Here is an 18,989-nt window from a genome sequence, read left to right as displayed (position 1 = left end):
GCGGAACTCCTGAGGTCGGCGAGGGGCCGATCGTAACCGGGCCCGCGCCGGACCTCTGCGCCACGCGTCCCGTCGCCGGGGGTCCTATTGCCACACGTCCCATCGCCAGGTGCCCCGCCGTACGATCAGCGGGTGCGCAGGCTGGGGAACCCGGTCGGCAGCGGCCCGCGTTCGTCGGTCTCCTCCGCGGCGACCCAGGCGCGGTCGGCCACGGTGACGGCGGGCCGGGATCCGTGCGCTCCGGTCTGCCGGGTGAGCGGGACGCAGAGGTACGCGTCGCCGTTCGGTACAGGCAGCCGCAGCGCCTCGGCCATCGCCCGGCCCCGCGCGTTCCCCGCCAGCAACAGCAGTCCCTCGGACCGTAGTACGCCACCCGCGAGCCGCACGATCCGCTCGCGCGCCCGCTCCCAGTCGCGCTCGCCGATCAGCGGGCGCAGCGCGACACCGTGGACGATGTGCCCCTGGACGAGGCGGAAGAACGCGGCGACGCGGGCGACCGGATCGGCCTCGGCGAGGACCGCCTCGCGCTCCTCCACGCCCAGGGAGAGAAGAAGGTTCTCGGGGAGCGGCATGTCCCGGTGCAGCCACAGCACGCTGCCGAACCAAGGCCGGCCCTCGCCGCCCCGGACGAGCCCGGCCGACCAGCGGGACCGTTCCTCGTCGGCCTGTACGAGGAGGTGGATCCGGCCGGCCTCATACCCGTCCGGGTTCATATACGGTCCGTGCAGGCTCACTTCGACGCCCAGGGGCACGGCGCGGCCGGGCCGGTCCCAGGCGAGCGCGGCGGCACTGCCGAGGCGGAAGGGGAAGGTCTGCCGGCTCAGCCGCTTCGCCAGCTCACCGCTCACGCCCTCGCGCTCCGCGGCCTCGGCTTCCGCGCCGTGCGGCTGGGCGAAGCCGGCCTGTCGCAGTTCGGCGTCCATGGCCTCGCGCAAGGCTCCGGCCAGCCGGTCGCCATGAGGATCGAGCTCGGTGAACACCCGGGCGAGAGCCAGGAGTTCGTCGTCCCACGAGGCCAGATCGACCCTCGGGGTCAGGATCACACAGACCACCGCGCCGTCCTCGGTGCGGACTTCGCGCGGGACGAAGCGGATGTTCAGCTCGGAATCGGAGGCGTCCTCGGACAACATCTCGTGCACCTCCGGCGAGACGCACAGAGTGGTGTCGTCCGGATAGTTCTCCGAGGTCCGGACGAATTCGACGGCCCGCAGCATCGCCCGCGTGTACGCGACGGCATCGTCCTCGGCGGGCACTTCGCGCACCGGCCCCCGATGGACCGCGATCCGGGTCGCGGGCAGCCACTCGACGAGGTCCCGGAGCAGCGGGGCGATCGGCACGGTCCCGTCGACGAGCAACAGGACACAGTCCTCGAAGACATGGCTGGCGAAGCGGCCGTGGCCGACGGCCGGCAGGTCGGCGAGCACACCGGCGACCGTCGCGGCGGTGCCCCGCCGGGCCGTGGTCAGGCTCCGGAGGGTGATGAGCACGCGGGCGGGATCGGCGGCGGCACGAAGGAGACGGTCGACTTCCGCACGGTCGGCGGCGGCCGGCGGCTCCAGCGCCGGGTGCAGCACGTCCTGGACCTCGCGGGCCCGGCCGTTGCGGAGCAGGGTCGCCGCGAGGCGGAGCCGCGCTCTCCACTCCATGTCGGGCAGCCGCAGGCCGATACCGCACTGGAGCAACCGCTCCTGGATCCAGATGAGTTCCTCGCGCTCGTCGCTCGCGGCGAAGGCTTCTTCGAGGCTCCGCAGCACGTCGGCCATCTCCGGGGACTGCTCGTCGGTGGCGTTCCAGGCCGTCATGGCCCAGGCGAGCGCCGTCCGCGCCCCGTCGGCGGCACGGCGGGCGAGCGCGATCCGGGCGAGGAGGAGAGCGGCGTCGGGGAAGGTGACCTCGTCTTCGCGCAGCTGGTCGGGACCGACCTCGTGGAGGGTGCCCCAGGCTTCCTCGTGCTGGCCGAGTGCGTGTTGGGCGAGGGCGAGGGCGAGGGCGGCGCGGGCGCGCCCCGGCACACCGTGCTCCGACTCCCGTGTCATCCAGTACCGGGCAACCGTGGCGAACGTCTCCCGGTACGGCGGCATGGCTGCCGCGTCCCGGAGAAGCAGGAGCACGTCCGGCTCCGAGACGGAGACCTCCAACGCGTTGCGCAGCCACACCTCTGCGTGAGGAGCCGGCTCGGGGACCATTCGGAGGCGTTCGACCAAGTGGCTGCCGGGGTGCCGGTCTTGATGGAAGGCTGCGGCAGCTCGGCGGCGGAACTCCGCGATCTGGGCCTGGGCCACCACACGCCCCGCCTCGAACCCGGGCGTCCTCTCCACCTGGGTCCGGACGAAGCTGGGGATTACGTACCGCCCAGGCCCCTGCCGTCTCAAAAGCCCGTGCCGCGCAAGCGCGTTGATGCGCTCAACGGCGGCATGAGGATCGCGCCCGAGGACCGCTGTTGCCTCCTCTCGGGTGAACTCGGCTGCCGTCACCGCGGCAAGCTGGGCCAGGGCAATACCGTGCCCGTCGTCGAGCTCGTCGAGCCAATAACGGACCGTCTCACGCGGGGACAGGCGCCCGCGCGCCTCGGTGACAATCCGGACGGCCTTGGCGGAGACCCCGGGGTCGGCCGAGACGGCCGCAGCACCCAGAACACGAAGGGTGAACGGCCACCACTGCCCGCGTTCGACCTCTTGGGGGCGGGGCGATCCAGCGGCTCTGAAGAGGCGGACCGCTTCGGATCCGGCGAGGGGAGACACACTGATCTCCCACGCGTTCGGCAGTCCCCGGACCTCGGGATAGGTGGCGAGAACAGAGCACCCCTCAGGCGGCGTCCAGGCAAAGGCGTGGGCAATGTCACCCTCAGGAAGGTCGTCCAGAACCAGCAGGACCCGTCGCCCGTCGAGCGCTTTCCTCAACGAGTCGGCCAGAATGCCTGGTTCGGGGTAGGAGTCCGGGAATTCCTCAGCGGGGAGACCGAGTCGGCGCAGCAGATGGTCCATCGCGGCTTCCGCACCGACCGGGTTGAGTGTGGATCCATGGAACGCGATGAAAGCCACCCCGTCGGGGAAGCGTTCCCGCGCGGAGTACGCCACCCGTAGTGCCAGCGTGGTCCGGCCCGCGCCAGGGACCCCGCCAACGGCGGTGATCCCCAGCACGCGGCTTCCGGTCGTCAGCCTGTCGACCAGGGCGGCTTCCCGCATCGGGTCTCCGACGTACGGTTCCGGCAGCGGCGGCAGGTCCGGATCCTCCTCCGGCTCCCCGGGCTCCGTCGAGGTCGCCCCTTCCTCCACCTCCGGCTGCGCAAGCCCCAACAGTTCCAGCGTCCGCCGCGACGCCCGCGCGAACGCCTCGCGCTCCGCCGCGAGTTCGAGCGGTCCGCTCGCGTCCTCCACCACCGACGGCAGCCGGGTACGGCCCGCACCCCGGTTCGCGAGGTGCTGGTCGAGAGCCCGGTGCAGGGCCCAGACCTGGTCGGCGGGCAGGTGCGCGCGGAGGGCTTCCTGAGTGGCGGGCGGCAGGACCAACTCGACGACGGAGCCCGCCTGTTCCACCTCGAAGACGCCGCTCGTCACGACCTCGGCGACGTCCGCGATCCCCGCCTCCGGCACCAGCTTCTCGCGGACGAGGTGGAGCAGGCGCAGGCTGAGGCGGTCGAAGGGGGCGCAGAGTACGGCGAGGCGGGCCGCGCGCGGGGAGGCGGTGCGCAGGAAGCGGCGGACGCGTTCGGCCGGGGGCAGGGGGAGGGCGCGCGGGCGGGCGGCCGCGGCGGGGAGGCGGCCGGTGGGTGGGACGAGGACGGCGGTGCAGCCCTCCGGGTCGCCGCGCATCAGGCTCTGCGACCAGCGGCCCAGGGAGTGCGGGGTGAGGGAGAGAACGGGTACGGGCAGCCACTCCCCCTCCCCCGGCCCGTCTCCCCTCCCCACACCCGCTCCCGCCCCCGCGAGCGGCGGCGGCGTCACCGGCACCCGGCTGCGCGGGCTGCCGGGGGCCGCCGGGGTGAAGCGGGTGGTGGGCAGGTCGAGGCCGCCGCGTCGCCACAGTTTGGTGGGCAGCGGGTTGAGGACGGCGGTCGGGTGGGTCCCGGCCCAGTCGCGCAGCAGGTGCCAGACCTCGGGCCGGCGCCAGGCGTCGGCCATGCAGTCGGAGATCACCACGACAAGGCGGCGGCCGTCGGAGGACCGCAGGGCGCCCGGCGCGTGGGGCGCGCCGGACGCGTCGAAGGTGAGGTCGGCGATCTGGAGCGTACGGAAGGCGCCGAGCCGGTCGAGGACGGCGGCGAAGTCGGTGACGGTCTCGTTCCAGACCCGCATGCCGGGTGACCGGTCGACGACCAGGACCAGGTCGAACCAGCGCTCGGGTGCGGGCTTGAACACCGGGATGAGTTCGCCGCTGCGGGCGTAGCCCTCGACGGTGGCGTCGGTGTCGAGTTCGCCCTGGCGGCCCTGGGGCCAGCGGCGTTTCCAGGGGCGCAGGGCGCGGGTGAGTTCCAGGGCGCGGGGCAGACCGGTGCCCTGGGGTGCGGCGACGGCGTGGCCGCGCAGGGTGGCGGCGCTGCCGGGAAGGCGTTCGTGGAGGGGCTTGGTGGGGGCGCCGTCCCCGTTCCGCGCGTCGTCGGTGCGGGGCGGCCGGGTCCGGTCGGGGTGGTCGGCGGGGGCCGGCTCGTTCCCGGGGCCGGTGGGGCGTTCGGGTGCGGCGCCCGAGGGCCGTACGCCCGGCTCGGACCGTCCTCCTCCCCCTTCCCGTCCACCGTCCCGCTCGCCGTCGCCGCCCATGTGGGCGGCGAGCCACAGCGCCTCCGCCAGCGCGGTGCCGTCCAGTTCGGGGGCGGCGGTGCGCAGGGCGGAGAGCAGCCGCGGCAGCGGGTCAGGCATGGGACAGCTCGCGCAGGATCAGGTCCTCGACGGCCTGGCGGCGGGCCTCGTCGGGGGCGTCGGTCCCGGCGAGGAGGTGGACGGCGTTGAGGAGCTGGTCGACGGCGAGGCTCTCGCCCGCGCTGAGGCGTTCGAGGAAGGTCGCGACGAGTTTTCCGGCGGTGGAGGTGGCCGCGGCGGGGGCGCCCATGTGGGCCTCGACGATCCGGAGCAGGGTCTCGGGGGTGGGCAGGGGCATGGTGAAGCGGACGCAGCGGCGCAGGAAGGCGGCGGGGAAGTCGCGTTCGCCGTTGCTGGTCATGACGATGAACGGGAACTCGGTGCACTGCACCCGGCCGCGCCGGATGTCGTGGTGCCGGTCGCCCTGCCATTCCCGTACGGCGACGGTGTCGGTTCCGTAGCGGGCGAGTTCGGGGATCTCGAACTCGCCGCGTTCGAGGACGTCCAGGAGGTCGCTGGGCAGGTCGAGGTCGCTCTTGTCGATCTCGTCGATGAGCAGGGCGCGGGGCCGTTCGGTGGGCAGCAGGGCGGTGCCGAGCGGGCCCATGCGGAGGAAGGGCGCGATGTCGTCGCCGCCCGCCGGGGCGCCGGAGGGGGTCTGGAGGCGCTGGGCGTGGATGCGGCCGAGGGCGTCGTAGCGGTAGAGGGCGTCGGCGAGGCTGCTGCGCGAGGTGATGTGCCAGCGCAGGACGGTGCCGAGGCCGAGTTCGGCGGCGACCTGTTCGATGACGGTGGACTTGCCGGAGCCGGCCGGTCCGGTGACGAGGAGCGGGCGGCGCAGGGCGAGTGCGGCGTTGACGGCCTCGACCAGGCCGGCCGGGGGTACGAACTGCCGGTGCAGGGAGCGGCGCGGGAACTCGCGCCACGGCGGGGCGGGTGGGAGGACGACGCCGTCGTCGGGTCCGGCGGGCGGGGTGCCGTGGCCGGCGTAATAGGGCTGCCAGGTCATGCGGGTCGTTCCCCCTCCGTCGGACACCCTTCGCTGGCGAAGAGGTCCCTGCCGGTGTACGCGCTGTCGGTGTGGTCGGTGTCGAACAAGGTGCAGAAGTCCAGCCATTCGGGGCCGTCCCAGACGGTCCTCAGCCGGGCGAGATGGTGCGGGCGGCCGGTGTGGGCGGCCGGGTCGGCGGCCTGCTTCCACTTGCTGCGGTAGGCGTGGCTGAACTCGCCCGGCAGCAGGTGCCAGTACGTGTCGACGAAGCGCCGTACATGATCGGGCACGGTCCCGTACGCGTGCCCGGAGCCATGCCCGGACTCGCGCCCGGACTCGGCCCCGGACCCGTACTCGCCCCCGCTTCCGGCTCCGCTGTCGGGTCCGCCTCCGAGCCCGGCAGCGGGCTCCATGGTCCGGTCCGCCGGGGTGTCCGCCCCCTCCTCGGGCCACAGCACGATCGGGGAGGAGGAGAGCAGTGTCTCCATCAGTTCCTTGAGGTGCACGGGATGGTGGGCGAGGGCCACGGCGCGGGTGCGGGGAGCGCTTTCGAGCCGCTCGCGCAGTTCGGCCACGCGGCGGGTGTCGGCCTCGCCGAACCAGTCGACGCGGTCGCCGTCGGCGTTCTTCTCGATGGCCCTGAGGGTGTCGCGGGCCTCGTCGTTGATCCACCACAGGTGCTCGGGCGGATGGATCCGGTCGCTCCAGCGCAGCACCACGTCGTAGCGTGAGCCGAGGCGCACGCCGACGTGGGTCTCCTCGGGTCGCCAGACGGCGAGCAGCGGGGCGGGGGCGGCGATCTCCACCCGGCGCAGACGCGTGCCGAGGGAGCGGGCGAGGGGCGCGGCCCAGCGCATCACCTGGCCGAGCGCGCGCTCGGTCCCGCCGCGGTCCTGGGCGGGACAGGCGAACTCCTCGTGGTGGCGTACGTCGCCGCCGTCGAGCAGCCAGGCGGCGAGCGATTCGGGCCATTCGTCGCCGACGGCGGCGTGCAGGCTGACGACGAGCCGCAGCCGTGTCTCCTCGGTGCGTTCGGTGAGGGTGGCGAACGCGTCGTTGAGGTCGATCACGGCACCGGTCTCCGCCGCCCAGGCCCGCAGGTCGGCGTGGTGCCGGTCGACTCCGGTGTCGCGGGCGAGGCGGGCGAGGAAGGCGGCGACCGGGGCCGTACGGCTGCGGCCGGCGCGGGGGGAGCGCAGCAGCAAGTGTTCGACGGTGTCGCGGAGCAGCTCGGTGCCGGTGGTCTCGGGCAGTGCGGCGAGCGGGGCGCCGTCGGCGGCGGTGGCGGCGAGGGTGCGGCGCAACAGGGGGCTGGTGAGCGCGTCGCCGGGCCAGCCGGTGAGCAGGCGCAGGGTGCGGGCCGCGTCGCGCAGCGCGTCGAGGACGCCGTACGCCCATTCGCGTTCGGCGGCGGGCAGCCGGGCGCAGCGCTCGCGCAGGGCGGCGAACTCCGAGGGCTGGAGGGGGACTTCGGGGTCCGGCGGGCCACCGAGCGGGGCCAGGGCCTGGTCGAGCGCGGCGCGGCCGGCGGGGCCGAGGGGGGAGCCGTGACGAGGGGCGGTGTGCCGGGCGTTGCGGGCGAGCCAGAGCGGGCCGGTGGTGAACTGGGCGCCGTCGTACGCGGCGTGCTGGACGGCCTGGCCGATCACACCGCCGTCCGCGCGCACGGCACGGACGACGGTCTCGCCGGTGAGGGCCTCGCCCGCGTCGGCGACGCCGTCCCGCAGGATCTTCGCCACGGTGGTACTGAAGTGGAGGCCGTACGCGTCGTCGTCGGCGGCGGCGGCCATGAGGAGACTGAGCCGGGTCTCGCCGCGCCGGATGCCGGTGGCGAGCGAGGGCAGATCGGGCACGGCCCGGCCGGCGTGGCAGGTGTCGACGAGGGCGACGAGGCCGTCGAGCCCGGGGGTGTCCGCGAGGTCGCCGAGCAGGGCGCTCACATTGACCGCGGTCAGGGGCTGTTCGGCCTGCGAGTCGCCGGCCATGAAGTACAGCTCGGTGCCGGCGGCCATGCCGTGGCCGAGGAGGGCGAGAACGAGCACCGCGCCGGCCTCGGCGGCGGCCCGGCCGGCGGTACGCACGGCCGACTCGACGTCATGGCGGGTGAGTTCGCGACCGTAGAGAAGGGTGACACCGGGCGGGGTGGCCGGGGCGCAGGCACCGGCCCAGGGGGCGGCGAGGGTGTCGTGGAGCGTGCGGGCGGCCCCTTCGAGGGCGTCGAGCAGGCCGAGTCCGGGGCACTGGGCCCCGATCACGAGCAGATGGCGTGGTCCGGTCATCGCCCCGCGTGGGTGGTGAGCGCTTCGACGAGCGGACCGGCGACGGCGGGCTGGGCGAGGTACTTGGCGGCCGGATGCACCCAGGCGCCGTCGGAGTCGACGCGCCGACTGCGCGGGACGACGGCGCCGGCGTTGGGGCGGACGAAGTCCTCCAGGAGGGGGCGGGCGGCGACGAGGTCGTCGCGGTCCCAGAAGTTGAGCCAGCGGCCGACGGACTCCGGGGTGCCGAGGGGGTGCGGACGGACCCGGGGGTGGACGGCGGTGCGGATGCCGAGGGGCGAGCCGAGGGTGACGAACAGCGGTACGTCGAGGGCGCCGCGGTGTTCGTGGAGGGTCTCCAGGGCGACGACGGTGCCGAGGGAGTGGGCGACGACGATGGTGGGGCCGTCGAGAGCGAGGCTCTCGGCGACGCGGGCGCGGATGCGCTGATCGAGGGTGGTGGTGCCGTCGGACTCGGCGCGGTTGAGATAGCGGGCGACCTGGCCGAGCATGCCGGCCGTGGCGCGGGCGGTGAGCCAGCCGCCGGCGGTCCGCAGTCCGGGGACGGCGAGCAGACTGGTGACGGCGCCGACGACGCGCCGGGCGGGCGCGCCCACGCCCTGGGCGGCGGGGGGCGGTTCGAGGCGGGTACGGGCGTGCCGCAGGGCGGCGGCCTCGGCCGCGGGGAGGTCCGGGTCGGCGAGGCGGGCCTCGACGGCCTCCAGGAGGAGCGCGGCGAGGAGTTCGTCGTCCTGGTCGGCGGCCCCGCCCGGGGCCGCCGCGCCGGCCGGTCCGCCCTGGGCGCCGGCGGCGTGGAACAGGTCGCCGTAGTAGGCGAAGCGGGCGTCGGCCGCCCAGCCGCCGGTCAGGGCGGAGATCCGGTCGCCGTGGCCGGCGGCGCGGGCGCCCTCGGCTACGGCGCGCAGCCACTCGTCCAGGTCGGCGGCGGCGTCCCGGGGGCCGCCGATGCCGTGGACGAAGACCAGGCGAGGCTTCATGTTCCCCCGATTCGGCGAGTGCGGCGTACTGCTCGGCCGATCCTCGCGGGTGTGGCGGGATCGGAGCAAGCCACACGTGAGCGAGCGTCGATTTTCAGCCAATGGGTGAGGCGGACCGGCTGAATTCAGGCCACACTCTCGAACTGGTCGACCGGCTCTCCTCCGTCACCCAGCCGGGCCCGTCACCACCCGGCGCCGCCCACTGCCACCCACCCGGGTGCGGCGGCACGGGGCCGGGCGCCTGGGCGGGTGGCATCACGGTCAGCGGGCGGAGTCGGGGGCGGGGGCGGGGGTCGAGGCGGTCCGTGCCAGGGTGTCGAAGGTGGCCAGCGCGTCGTGGTCCGCGTACTGCCGGGCGAGCCGGGCGGCGCGCTCGCGGTGGGCGAGGTTGCCGAGGACGGTGGCCACGGCCGCGCGCAACTCCTCGTCGGTGGGGGTGTCGGTGCGGAGGTTGACCCCGGTGCCGGTCCACTCGACCCGGGCGGCGACCTCCGGCTTGTCCTCGCTGGCGCCGGCGACGACGAGCGGGACGCCGTGCGCGAGGGCCGCCTGGGTTCCGCCGTAACCGCCGTTGGTGATCAGCACGTCGGTGTACGGAAGAAGGTCGGCGAAGGGCACGAACCCGGCGACGACGGCGTTGCCGGGGAGCTCGGGCAGCGTGGCGGCGACCCGGGCCGCCGCGTCCGGGCGGCCGGTGGCGGCCACGACGAGGACGTCGTCACGGTCGGCGAGGGCCCGCAGGGCGGGGACGACCAGCCTGGACAGGTCGTCGTTGGCGAGGGTGCCCTGGGTGGCGACGACGATCCGCCGCCCCTGCTCGCGGGCCCGGAGCAACTCCGGCCACCAGGACGGGTGTTCCCGTCCGTCACCCGCCGGGATCGGGATGATCCCGGCGAAGCGGATGTTGGCCGGCTGGTCGCCGCGCGGGTATTCGAAGCCGGGAACGGTGAGCTGCACGAACACGTCGGCGGCTTCGGTGAACACCCGACCGAGCGGCCCCTCGGGCAGGGTGGCACCGGCGGCGGCGAAGCACTCGCGCAGATGGTCGACCAGGGGCTTGCGCTGCTCCTCCCCGTGAGCGGCCAGGGCCGCGTACCGCTCGCGTTCGGCGTCGTCCGCGGGCGGCAGCAGACCGGATCCGGGCGGCGCGGTGTCCCGGCTCTCCACGATGAGCGGGGTGATCCCGACACTGAACACGGCGGGTCGCGTGGCGGCTTCCTCGCCGAGGGCGAGTGCCAAGGCACCGAGGAAGAGATTGTCGTGGATCACGACCGTCGCCGGGAAATCGGCGAGCGTGTCCTTCAGGGCGCGGCACTGGGCGGCGGTGGGGTCGCCGAAGACATGCATGACGTCCCACACCTGAAGGGCCGGACCGGCCGGGATCCGGGCCCGCTCGGGGAAGCGGGCCGCGAAGTCCCGGTCGTCGTAGTCCGCTTCGGCGGGCAGTGGACGGAACTCCGGTCCCGCGGCCCGCACTTCGTCCGCGAAGCGCGCCCCGCCCAGGAACACCACCTGGTGTCCGGCACCGGACAGATGACTCGCGATACGGAGCAGTGGGCCGTGGTGGCCGGAGACGGGTGTCGCGGCGACGATGATCCTGGACATGGTGGATTCCCCCCGTTGAACGGTCGTCGAACGGTCGCTGCGCGCGCCGGAGCGTCGCGTGCGGCGAGACTACGACCGCCCGGACCCGGCAGCGTCGACTTTCGGCCGCCCCGGCGCGCCGGGGGTGGGGCGTGGGGCGCGCCTGGCGTCGGGGCGCCGGCGGCTCCTGGGTGGCAAGGGGGCGCGCCACAGGGGAACGGGCGGGCTCCGTCGGCCGTAGGGCAAGCCCTGTCAGCCGTACGGCAGGACTTGCCGACCGTACGACTGACTCCACCGCTCGCGCAGGGCAGGCTCGACCGGCCCGGCCCTGCGGCAGTCCCTACCGGCCGTACAGCAGGGCCGCCTCGTACGCCTCGTCCGGGTCGAGCCTGCGAAGTTCCTCGGCGATGAGTTCGGCGGTGGTGCGGACCTTGAGGGCCATCACGCGGTGGGGCTGGCCGGGGATGGAGAGATGGGCGACCGGGCCCTCGGGGCGGTCGATGACGATCTCACCGTCGGGGGTGCCCATGCGCACGGCGGTGACGACGGGACCGTCGGTGACGACCCGTTCGACGGGCACGTTCAGCCGCCGGCCGAACCAGCGGGCGAGCAGCTCGGCGCTCGGGTTGTTCGCCTCGCTCTCGACGGCGGCCGAGGTCACCGTCGCCCGGGCCTGGTCGAGGGCTGCGGCGAGCAGCGAGCGCCAGGGCGTGAGCCGGGTCCAGGCGAGGTCGGTGTCGCCGGGCGCGTAGGCGGCGGCCCGGGCGTCGAGTGCCGCGATCGGGTTCTCGACGGCGTACGCGTCGGTGATACGGCGCTGGGCCAGGGCCCCGAGCGGGTCGCGGGACGGCACCTCGGGGGCGTCGACCGGCCACCACACGACGATGGGAGCGTCCGGCAGGAGCAGCGGCAGGACGACGGAGTCGGCGCGGAGCGCGATGTCGCCGTGCAGCCGGAGCAGGACGGTCTCGCCCGCGCCCGCGTCCGTGCCGAGCCTGACTTCGGCGTCGAGGCGGGTGGTGTGCCGCTCGCGCGGGAAGCGGGCGTGCCGCTTGATGACGACGAGGGTGCGGGAGGGGTGTTCCCGGGATGCCTCGTTGGCGGCCCTGACGGAGTCGTAGGCGTTCTCCTCGTCGGTGACGATGACGAGCGTGAGGACCATGCCCACGGCCGGGGTGCCGACCGCCCGGCGGGCCTCCAGGATCGCCTTGTTGATCTTGCTGGAGCTGGTGTCCGTGAGATCGATCTTCATGACCGGCGGCAGTCCCTTCCCTCGTGGCGTACCCGCATGTATGCCAGCACCGGATCGGCTCCGGATCTTCCCGCCCCAGTATTCAGGATCGGGGCGCGCGAGTGGTCCCGGTCGTGGTGACGGCCGTTCCCGCCCGCGCCGTGGGTCACCCGGCCTCCGCCGCGCGCGCCAAGTGGCCGACGGCCAGGACCAGTTTCCCCCGGGTGTGCCCCCGGGCGCCGAGCCGCCATGCCTCCGGGGCCTCGGTGAGCGGCAGCACCCGGTCGACGAAGACGGTGAGCCGTCCCGCGTCGGCGAGTTCGGCGAGGCCGGACAGGGCGGCGCCGTCGGGCCGTACCCACACGTAGTGGCCGCCCGCGTCCGCGGCCCGCGGGTCGGCGATGGAGGCGAGGCGCTCCGGGGAACGCAGCACCTCCAGGGAGACGTCGACGGACTCGCCGCCGACGTAGTCGAGCGCGGCGTCCACTCCGTCCGGGGCGAGTGCCCGTACGCGATCGGCCAGTCCCGGTCCGTACGCGACGGGTTCGGCGCCCAGGCCGCGCAGGAAGTCGTGGTTGGCGGGGCTCGCGGTGCCGAGGACACGGGCACCGCGGGCGACCAGGATCTGGGTGGCGAGGGAGCCCACTCCCCCGGCGGCGGCGTGGACCAGCACGGTGTCGCCGGCGCCCGCGCGGACCCGGTCGGCGGACTGGAGCGCGGTGAGTCCGGCGAGCGGCAGGCCCGCCGCCTCGGCCCAGTCGAGCGTGCGCGGCTTGCGGGCGAGCATCCGGACCGGGACGGCGACCCGCTCCGCGTAACCGCCGCACTCGGCGCTGTCCTTTCGGATGTACGCGAACACCTCGTCGCCCGGGGCGAACTCGGGCGAGTCGAGGCCGTTGCGTTCGACGACACCGGCGACGTCCCAGCCGGGAATCAGCGGGAAGTGGGTCACCATCAGGGGGTCGAGCCCGCCGCCGGACATCTTCCAGTCGACGGGGTTCACCCCGGCGGCCTCGACCCGCACCAGGACCTCGCCGGGGCCGACCTTCGGCTCGGCCAGCTCCACGGGGACGAGGGCGTCGGGGCCGCCGTACTCGGGCAGGGCCATCGCCTTCACGCCGTCACTCCCCCGGCCCGTCGGCACCGGCACCGGGCTCCGCTCCGGAGTTCTCCTCGGACGCGGCCCGTGCCAGGGCCGCGGAGCGGCGGCCGACGACGCACGCGGCGCCGAGCGCCGTGCCGAGGAACGCGGTGGCGACCACCCAGGGCCGGTCGACGGCGTGTCCGGTGGCATGGTCCAGGGAGTACCGGCCGGCTCCGGCGAGCCCGATGGCCGCGGCGGTGAAGCCGAGGAACGCGGGGTACTCGTAGCCGCCCTTCATGGCGAAGAAACCCGCCGGGGCGTGCACCGCGACCGCTCCGGCCATGGCTCCCGCGGCAGCGGCACCGGCTGCCGGGGTGGCGAGCCCGAGGGCGAGCAGGGCCCCGCCGCCGGCCTCCCCGAGCCCGGCGGCGAGCGCGCTCTCCCGGGCGGGCGAGAAGCCCATCGCCTCCATGTTCTTCGTCGTCCCCTCGATGCCACCGCCGCCGAACCAGCCGAAGAGCTTCTGGGCGCCGTGCGCGGCGAGGACGGCGCCGGTGCCGACGCGCAGCGCGAGCAGTCCGAGGTCGCGGCGGTTGAGCGTGGTCATGGGGACTCCCGGTGAGCTGGGGTACGGGGGTGGGGCGGGCGATGTGGGTGGCAGCGACGGGCCCTGGGGCGGGCCCGGTCTCCACTCTGCGGGTCGCGGTGGCCGACCACCTCGCGACGCTCGTCCATATAGGTCATCTTTTGCGACATTCATCAGGTGTTGCTTGAGTAAGAACGCGAAGGGCGACCTCTCCGGTCCGCCCGGACGGGCCGGCGCGGGCCGACGCGGGCCGACGCGGACCGGCGCGGACCGGCGCGGGCCGACGCGGACCGGCGCGGGCCGGGTGTTCCGGGTGTTCCGGGTGTTCCGGACGGGCCGCACCGCGCGGACAGGCCGTACGACAACGGGACCACAGCGGGATCACAGCCGATGAGAAGCGGAGCGACCGCCATGACAGACACGTATGAACACCCGCCGTACGAGCCTCCGGGGAACGGCGGACGGGACGGCCTGCCGCCGGGGCCGCTCGGCAGACTGGCCGACTGGGCCTGGCAGGCCATGCTGTTCGCCGGCCTGGCCGCGCTGGTGCTCGGCGTTCTCGTCCTGGTGTGGCCGGGGCACTCGCTGGTCGTGGCCGGTGTGCTGTTCGGCCTGTACCTGCTGGTGAGCGGTGTCCTGCATCTGATCGCCGCGTTCGGGACCCATGGCAGGACGTCCCTGCGGGTGATGGCCTTCATCAGCGGCGCCCTGTCGATCCTGCTGGGCCTGTTCTGCTTCAAGGGCACGATGCAGTCGATCCTCCTGCTCGCCCTGTGGATCGGGATCGGCTGGCTCTTCCACGGCATCACGCAGACGATGGCGGCCGTCTCCGACCCGCGGATGCCGGCCCGGGGGTGGCATATCTTCCTGGGCGCCATCAGCGCGCTCGCCGGTGTCGTCCTCATCGTGTCGCCGCTGGAGTCGGCGGCGGTCCTGGCCGTGCTGGCCGGTGCCTGGCTGATCGCGGTCGGTCTGATCGAGATCGTGACGGCGTTCCAGGTCCGCTCGCGCGCCAGGCAGATCCCGCACGGCGTCTGACCCCGGCCCCCGCCCGCGCCTCGCCCCCGCGCGCCGCGCGTGCGGCTCGGGCCGTCCTCCTCCCCGTACGCGAGAGGGCGAGCCGTCTTCTCGCCGCACCACCCCCACCGCCACCGCCCCGGAAGAGGTCGCGCCGCACCGCCTCCTCGGCTCCGGGGCGCCCGCGCGTCCGGCCCCGGCCCCGGTCCCGCTCCCGGCCCCGGCCCTGGCCCTTCGCCGACCCTGACCCTGGCCCCGGCCGTGTCGCCGCGCGCCCCACGTGGCGGTGGGCCCCGGATCCTCCGGGATCCACGGGCCTCCTGCCGGGCCCGCCCGACGCTGCGTTACATTCTGCCGGTCCCTGATCACGATCCCTCGCGATCCCTCTCCCTTCCGGAGCCGGCACCCCATGAACGACATCGTCAACGGCCTTGGCCGGACCGCGGCCTACGGCGCCCTCGGCGTCGTCCTGCTCATCCTCGGCATCGTCCTCGTCGATCTCCTCACCCCCGGCAAGCTGGGCCGGCAGATCTGGGAGGACCGCAACCGCAACGCCGCGATCCTGCTCAGCTCCGCGCTGCTCGGCATAGGCGGCATCGTCTTCACCGCGATCTGGACGACGTACGACGACTTCGCCAAGGGCCTCGCCTCCACGGCCGCGTTCGGTCTGCTCGGCCTCGTGCTGATGGCCTTGGCCTTCTTCGTGGTCGACCTGGTCACCCCGGGCAAGCTGGGCGCGACGCTGGTCGACCCCGAGCCGCACCCGGCGGTGTGGGTGACCGCCTCCGTGAACCTGGCGGTCTCGGCGGTCGTCTCCGCCTCGATCGCCTGAGCCGTACGTACGTACGTACGTACGTATGCATGCATACCCCCGGTGCGTGCGGCGACGGTCGTCGGCACGGTCCCCGGGACTCCCGGACCGCCGCACCCGGGGTCAGCGCTCGGGCGTGGCCGGTGCCTCGACCTCCAGACGCCGGTGCCGGCGCGGACCTCGGTAGAGGAGAGCCTCCCAGCCGAGGCGTTCGAGCGCGGTGGCGCAGGCGGTGAGGGCGGATTCCGCCGCGTGGGCGGCCCCGGCGGCGGGCGGGCCGAGCCACTCGACGACGGCGGTGCCGGGGCGTTCGCCCGCCGTGACGCGATAGCCGGTGGCCACGCGGACACCGTCCGCACCGACCGCCGACGGGGGCTGCTTCGCCGCCTCCAGGGCCAGGGCCACCGCCCGGACCGGCTGCCGCACCTCCCAGTCGGCGGGGCGGGCGGCCGGATCACCGCCGCCGCCCCGACGTCCGGTCAGGCGACGGATCTGGAGCAGCCCTTCGAAGGCGGTGCGCACCTCACGGGAGCGCTGTTCCGCCTCGGCCCGGGGCAGCGGCGGGCCGTCGCCGGTGGCGGCGTCGAAAGCGCCGCTCACAGCAGCCGCCGGATGTCGCCGCGGACCCGGTAGAAGCCGCCGGAGGCCGGGTGCAGCGCCTCGACGACGTAACGGGCGCCGGGTTCGCGGATGGCGCGCGGGAACTGCACGTTCCACCCCTCTTCGTAACCGTCGGTCAGCACCCGTACGCGGGTACGGCCCGATTCCTGGACGCATTCGACCACGATCGAGCCGGTGGGCGCGGCGTGGACCACGTCGACGGCGGCGACGGTGGTGGCGGGGGCGTAGGTGGGCAGGGCGGCGGCGAGCTTGATGTCCTGGGCGACGGGGACGGTGCCCTGCTGAGCGGCGGCGATGGCCGCCTCGCTCGCGTCGACGCACACCAGGGTGCCGTCGGTGGTGACCAGGTAGAGCCGCTCGTCGTGGTACTGCATGGACAGCGCCGAACCGCCGCCGGTGCCCAGTTTCCACAGCCGGGTGCCGTCCTCGGCGAAGCAGTACACGGAGGAGGCGTTGTCCCCGGCGAAGACGAACCGGCCGCCGGGCGAGGTGGCGCAGGAGTAGACGGGGCTGTCGCAGCCGTACACCGCCTCGGTGCGGCCGGTCCGCTTGGCGAGCCGGTGCACCTGGCGGCGGGCGGTGCCCGCGTACACGGCGGTGTCCTCCTGCCAGCCGAACAGCACGCTGCCCTGGGTGGAGGTGTGCCACAACTCGCCCGTGCCGTCGGAGGCGTAGGCGGTGACGCCGGCGCTGTCGCCGTAGTAGACGGCGTTCTCGTCCGCGCGGACCATCCAGGCGTGCTCGCCCCGGCCGGACCGGGACCACTGGTGCTCGTCCTCGTGGTCGATGACGGTGAGCCGGCCGGAGCGGTCGGCGACGTCGAGTACGCCCTCGTGGATGTCGAGCCAGAAGATGTCGACGTCGGTGGAGATCTCGTACGCGGCGAACGGCAGCTTGGACGACAGGTCGTAGACCCGGCCGTCGTCGCAGCCCGCGTAGATCCAGAAGTCGTCGGCGACCAGGCACTTCACCCCGTCGGGCAGGCTGAACCGGGCGTGGATCCGGCCGTCGTGGCCGAGGGTGAAGACCTCGCCCGCCTGGTTGCCGACCCAGCAGCGCTCGTCGTCGACATGGATGCCGAAGGCGGCGGAGCCGGTACGGAAGCGCCACAGGACCGGGGCGACCGCGCGGGCCGTGGAGGGCGCGGAGGTGACGGTGCGCCGGGTGACCGGGCGGGCGGCGCGTCCGCCCTGGACGGCCGGCGCGTACCCCTTGCGGACCTTCTCGCTTATCTTCTTCGCCGCTGCCGCCTCGGCCTTCTGGACGGTCGGGAACGTCGAGGTCTGGGTCTGCCCGGCGGCACCGATACGTCCGTAACGGACCGACACCACCGTGCCGGAGATCGTCACTTCGTAGAACTTGTGCGCGCCGCCGCCGTCCTGCGACAGCTCCAGATAGGTCTTGGCCGTCATGGTCGAAAAGGTAGAGCCGACCACTGACAACGACCTCCGGAGCGGGACGAAAGTCCGTCCGATTCAGGACTTTCGTCACAGCATTCCGGGCATAACCCCTGTGACGATGAATATCGAAGATCATCCGACATGTCGTCATCTCGCCCCCTCGGTCGAGTGACGGCCGGAAGGGCCCCATGACCGAGCGACAGAAGCGGCCCGTGCTGCGTGTGCGGTGGCACAGCGACGGCATACCGATGGACGACCTGTTCCGGGCCGACCCCGCGCTGCCGACCGCGGCATTATCGCCGGTCTCCCGGCCGACGTGGACCGGTCGGCGACCGGGCCCGTCCGAGCCGCCGGGACACACCGCGCGCGTCGATCAGGCCGGCCGTGCCGATCGGGTCGGCTGTACCGATCGGGTCGGCTGTACCGATCGGGTCGGTTATGGCGATCAGGCTGAACAGGCCGGGCGGAACGGCCCGGTGGAACGGACCGGCCCGGCCGACGCACCGTCAGCGGCCACCGGGCCCGGCTCCGAGCCCCGGGCCGGAACGGCGCTGACCACGGCAACGCCGACGGCCAGGGTTGGGGCAAGGGCTGGGGCAAGGGCTGAGTCTGGGGCCAGGGAGCCGAAGCCCCCGATGCGGCAGTCGGCACCCGAGGCCAGGGCCGCCGGCCCCGCGGCGCGGACACCCGACCCGACCACGTCGCGCCGCCCGCCGGACGAGCCCGACCTGGTCGAACGCCCCGGCCCCGCCCTGCCCGGCTGGACCGCCGTACTCCTCGGGGTCACCGCGCTCGGCTCGGCCGCGGAGCTGCTCCACGGCGCCGGGCCCCTGCGCGCGGTGCGCCTGCGGCCCTGGGAGTGGGGCGCGCTGGCCGGCTGCGCGGTCGTCGCCGTGATCGCCTTCGGCGGGCTCACCCGGGGCCGGACCGGATCGGCCTGGGTGCTCTCGCTGTTCGGCCGCTATCGCGGCAGCGTGCGGCGCACCGGCCTCGTCTGGATCAGCCCGTTCGTCCTGCGCCGCCGGATCGACGTACGGCTGCGGCACTGGCGCAGCGAGCCGATCGCCGCCGTCGACGCGGAGGGGACGGCGCTGCGGGCCGTGGTGCTCGTGGTGTGGTCCGTACGGGACACGGCGCGGGCCCTGCTGGCCGTGGACGACCACCAGGACTATCTGCGCGAGCAGGTGGAGGCGGCGACCGCGCGCGTCCTGTCCCAGCTGCCGGCGGACGCGTTCCGCGGCGACGGTCCGTCGCTGCGCGACGCCGAGGCGGTCGGCGACCGCCTGACCCGGGTGCTCGCCGCGGAGTGCCGGCCGGTCGGCATCGCCGTGTTCTCGGCGCAGCCGACCCGGATCGAGTACGCGCCCGAGGTGGCGGCGGCGATGCGGCGCCGGCAGATCGCGGCGATCGACGCCAAGCACCGGGACACGGTCCTGACCAGCGTCATCGACGCGGTGGACGACACGGTGACCCGGCTGACCACGCGCGGGCTCGTGGACCTCGACGACTTCGAACGCCAGGCCCTGGTCAAGGATCTGACCGTGGCCTTCTACACCCGTCGTGGCGGATTGACCGACCAGGGTCAGGAGTGAACACCTCATGAACGCGCACC

General features: G+C 74.3%; 12 protein-coding genes and 1 pseudogene. 3 read left to right on the top strand and 10 right to left on the bottom strand.

Going from position 1 to position 18,989, the window contains the following annotated elements; translation table 11 throughout:
• Positions 1 to 125: 125 nt before the first annotated feature.
• The 8 genes from ABZ990_RS00265 to ABZ990_RS00230 form a co-directional block, all read right to left on the bottom strand.
• The gene (locus tag ABZ990_RS00265) at positions 126 to 4,856 is read right to left on the bottom strand and encodes a NaeI family type II restriction endonuclease (RefSeq protein ID WP_361222822.1); all 4,731 of its coding nucleotides are present in this window, start codon (positions 4,854 to 4,856) and stop codon (positions 126 to 128) included.
• Entirely contained in the window at positions 4,849 to 5,805 is a 957-nt protein-coding gene (locus ABZ990_RS00260) for a MoxR family ATPase (protein WP_361222819.1), read from the bottom strand. Before ABZ990_RS00260 ends, ABZ990_RS00265 begins: the two co-directional genes overlap by 8 nt.
• The gene (locus ABZ990_RS00255) at positions 5,802 to 8,066 is read right to left on the bottom strand and encodes a hypothetical protein (protein WP_361222815.1); all 2,265 of its coding nucleotides are present in this window, start codon (positions 8,064 to 8,066) and stop codon (positions 5,802 to 5,804) included. The genes ABZ990_RS00260 and ABZ990_RS00255 overlap by 4 nt, the downstream gene beginning before the upstream one ends.
• Positions 8,063 to 9,043: an alpha/beta hydrolase gene (locus ABZ990_RS00250; protein WP_361222812.1), complete on the bottom strand. Its 981-nt coding sequence runs from the start codon at positions 9,041 to 9,043 to the stop codon at positions 8,063 to 8,065. Before ABZ990_RS00250 ends, ABZ990_RS00255 begins: the two co-directional genes overlap by 4 nt.
• A gap of 261 nt (positions 9,044 to 9,304) precedes the next feature.
• Entirely contained in the window at positions 9,305 to 10,648 is a 1,344-nt protein-coding gene (locus tag ABZ990_RS00245) for a nucleotide disphospho-sugar-binding domain-containing protein (RefSeq protein WP_361222810.1), read from the bottom strand.
• 319 nt (positions 10,649 to 10,967) lie between these two features.
• Positions 10,968 to 11,879 (bottom strand): glucose-6-phosphate dehydrogenase assembly protein OpcA, encoded by a 912-nt coding sequence (opcA, locus tag ABZ990_RS00240; protein ID WP_361222807.1) that lies wholly within the window; start codon positions 11,877 to 11,879, stop codon positions 10,968 to 10,970.
• A gap of 145 nt (positions 11,880 to 12,024) precedes the next feature.
• Complete coding sequence (locus tag ABZ990_RS00235; protein WP_361222804.1) at positions 12,025 to 12,975, bottom strand: NADP-dependent oxidoreductase; 951 nt, start codon at positions 12,973 to 12,975, stop codon at positions 12,025 to 12,027.
• Between the two features lie 4 nt (positions 12,976 to 12,979).
• Positions 12,980 to 13,549, bottom strand: coding sequence for a DoxX family membrane protein (locus ABZ990_RS00230; protein WP_361222801.1), 570 nt, complete (start codon positions 13,547 to 13,549; stop codon positions 12,980 to 12,982).
• Between the two features lie 390 nt (positions 13,550 to 13,939).
• Between ABZ990_RS00230 and ABZ990_RS00225 the strand changes: the two genes are divergently transcribed.
• Both ABZ990_RS00225 and ABZ990_RS00220 read left to right on the top strand, forming a co-directional pair.
• Positions 13,940 to 14,566 (top strand): HdeD family acid-resistance protein, encoded by a 627-nt coding sequence (locus ABZ990_RS00225; protein ID WP_361222798.1) that lies wholly within the window; start codon positions 13,940 to 13,942, stop codon positions 14,564 to 14,566.
• A 388-nt stretch (positions 14,567 to 14,954) separates the two neighbouring features.
• Positions 14,955 to 15,377, top strand: coding sequence for a DUF350 domain-containing protein (locus ABZ990_RS00220; protein ID WP_361222795.1), 423 nt, complete (start codon positions 14,955 to 14,957; stop codon positions 15,375 to 15,377).
• A 102-nt stretch (positions 15,378 to 15,479) separates the two neighbouring features.
• Here the strand turns inward: ABZ990_RS00220 and ABZ990_RS00215 are convergent, their stop codons facing one another.
• The gene (locus tag ABZ990_RS00215) at positions 15,480 to 15,956 is read right to left on the bottom strand and encodes a hypothetical protein (RefSeq protein ID WP_361222792.1); all 477 of its coding nucleotides are present in this window, start codon (positions 15,954 to 15,956) and stop codon (positions 15,480 to 15,482) included.
• Complete coding sequence (locus ABZ990_RS00210; RefSeq protein ID WP_361222789.1) at positions 15,953 to 17,389, bottom strand: WGR domain-containing protein; 1,437 nt, start codon at positions 17,387 to 17,389, stop codon at positions 15,953 to 15,955. Before ABZ990_RS00210 ends, ABZ990_RS00215 begins: the two co-directional genes overlap by 4 nt.
• A 707-nt stretch (positions 17,390 to 18,096) precedes the next feature.
• Between ABZ990_RS00210 and ABZ990_RS00205 the strand changes: the two are divergent.
• A pseudogene (locus ABZ990_RS00205) lies at positions 18,097 to 18,969 on the top strand (SPFH domain-containing protein); the annotation flags it as partial.
• Between the last annotated feature and the right edge of the window lie 20 nt (positions 18,970 to 18,989).

It is taken from the genome of Streptomyces sp. NPDC046203 (assembly GCF_040646255.1).
Taxonomy (GTDB): Bacteria; Actinomycetota; Actinomycetes; order Streptomycetales; family Streptomycetaceae; genus Streptomyces.
Note: the sequence above shows the minus strand (reverse complement) of the source record. Positions and strands in the feature narration are given on the sequence as shown.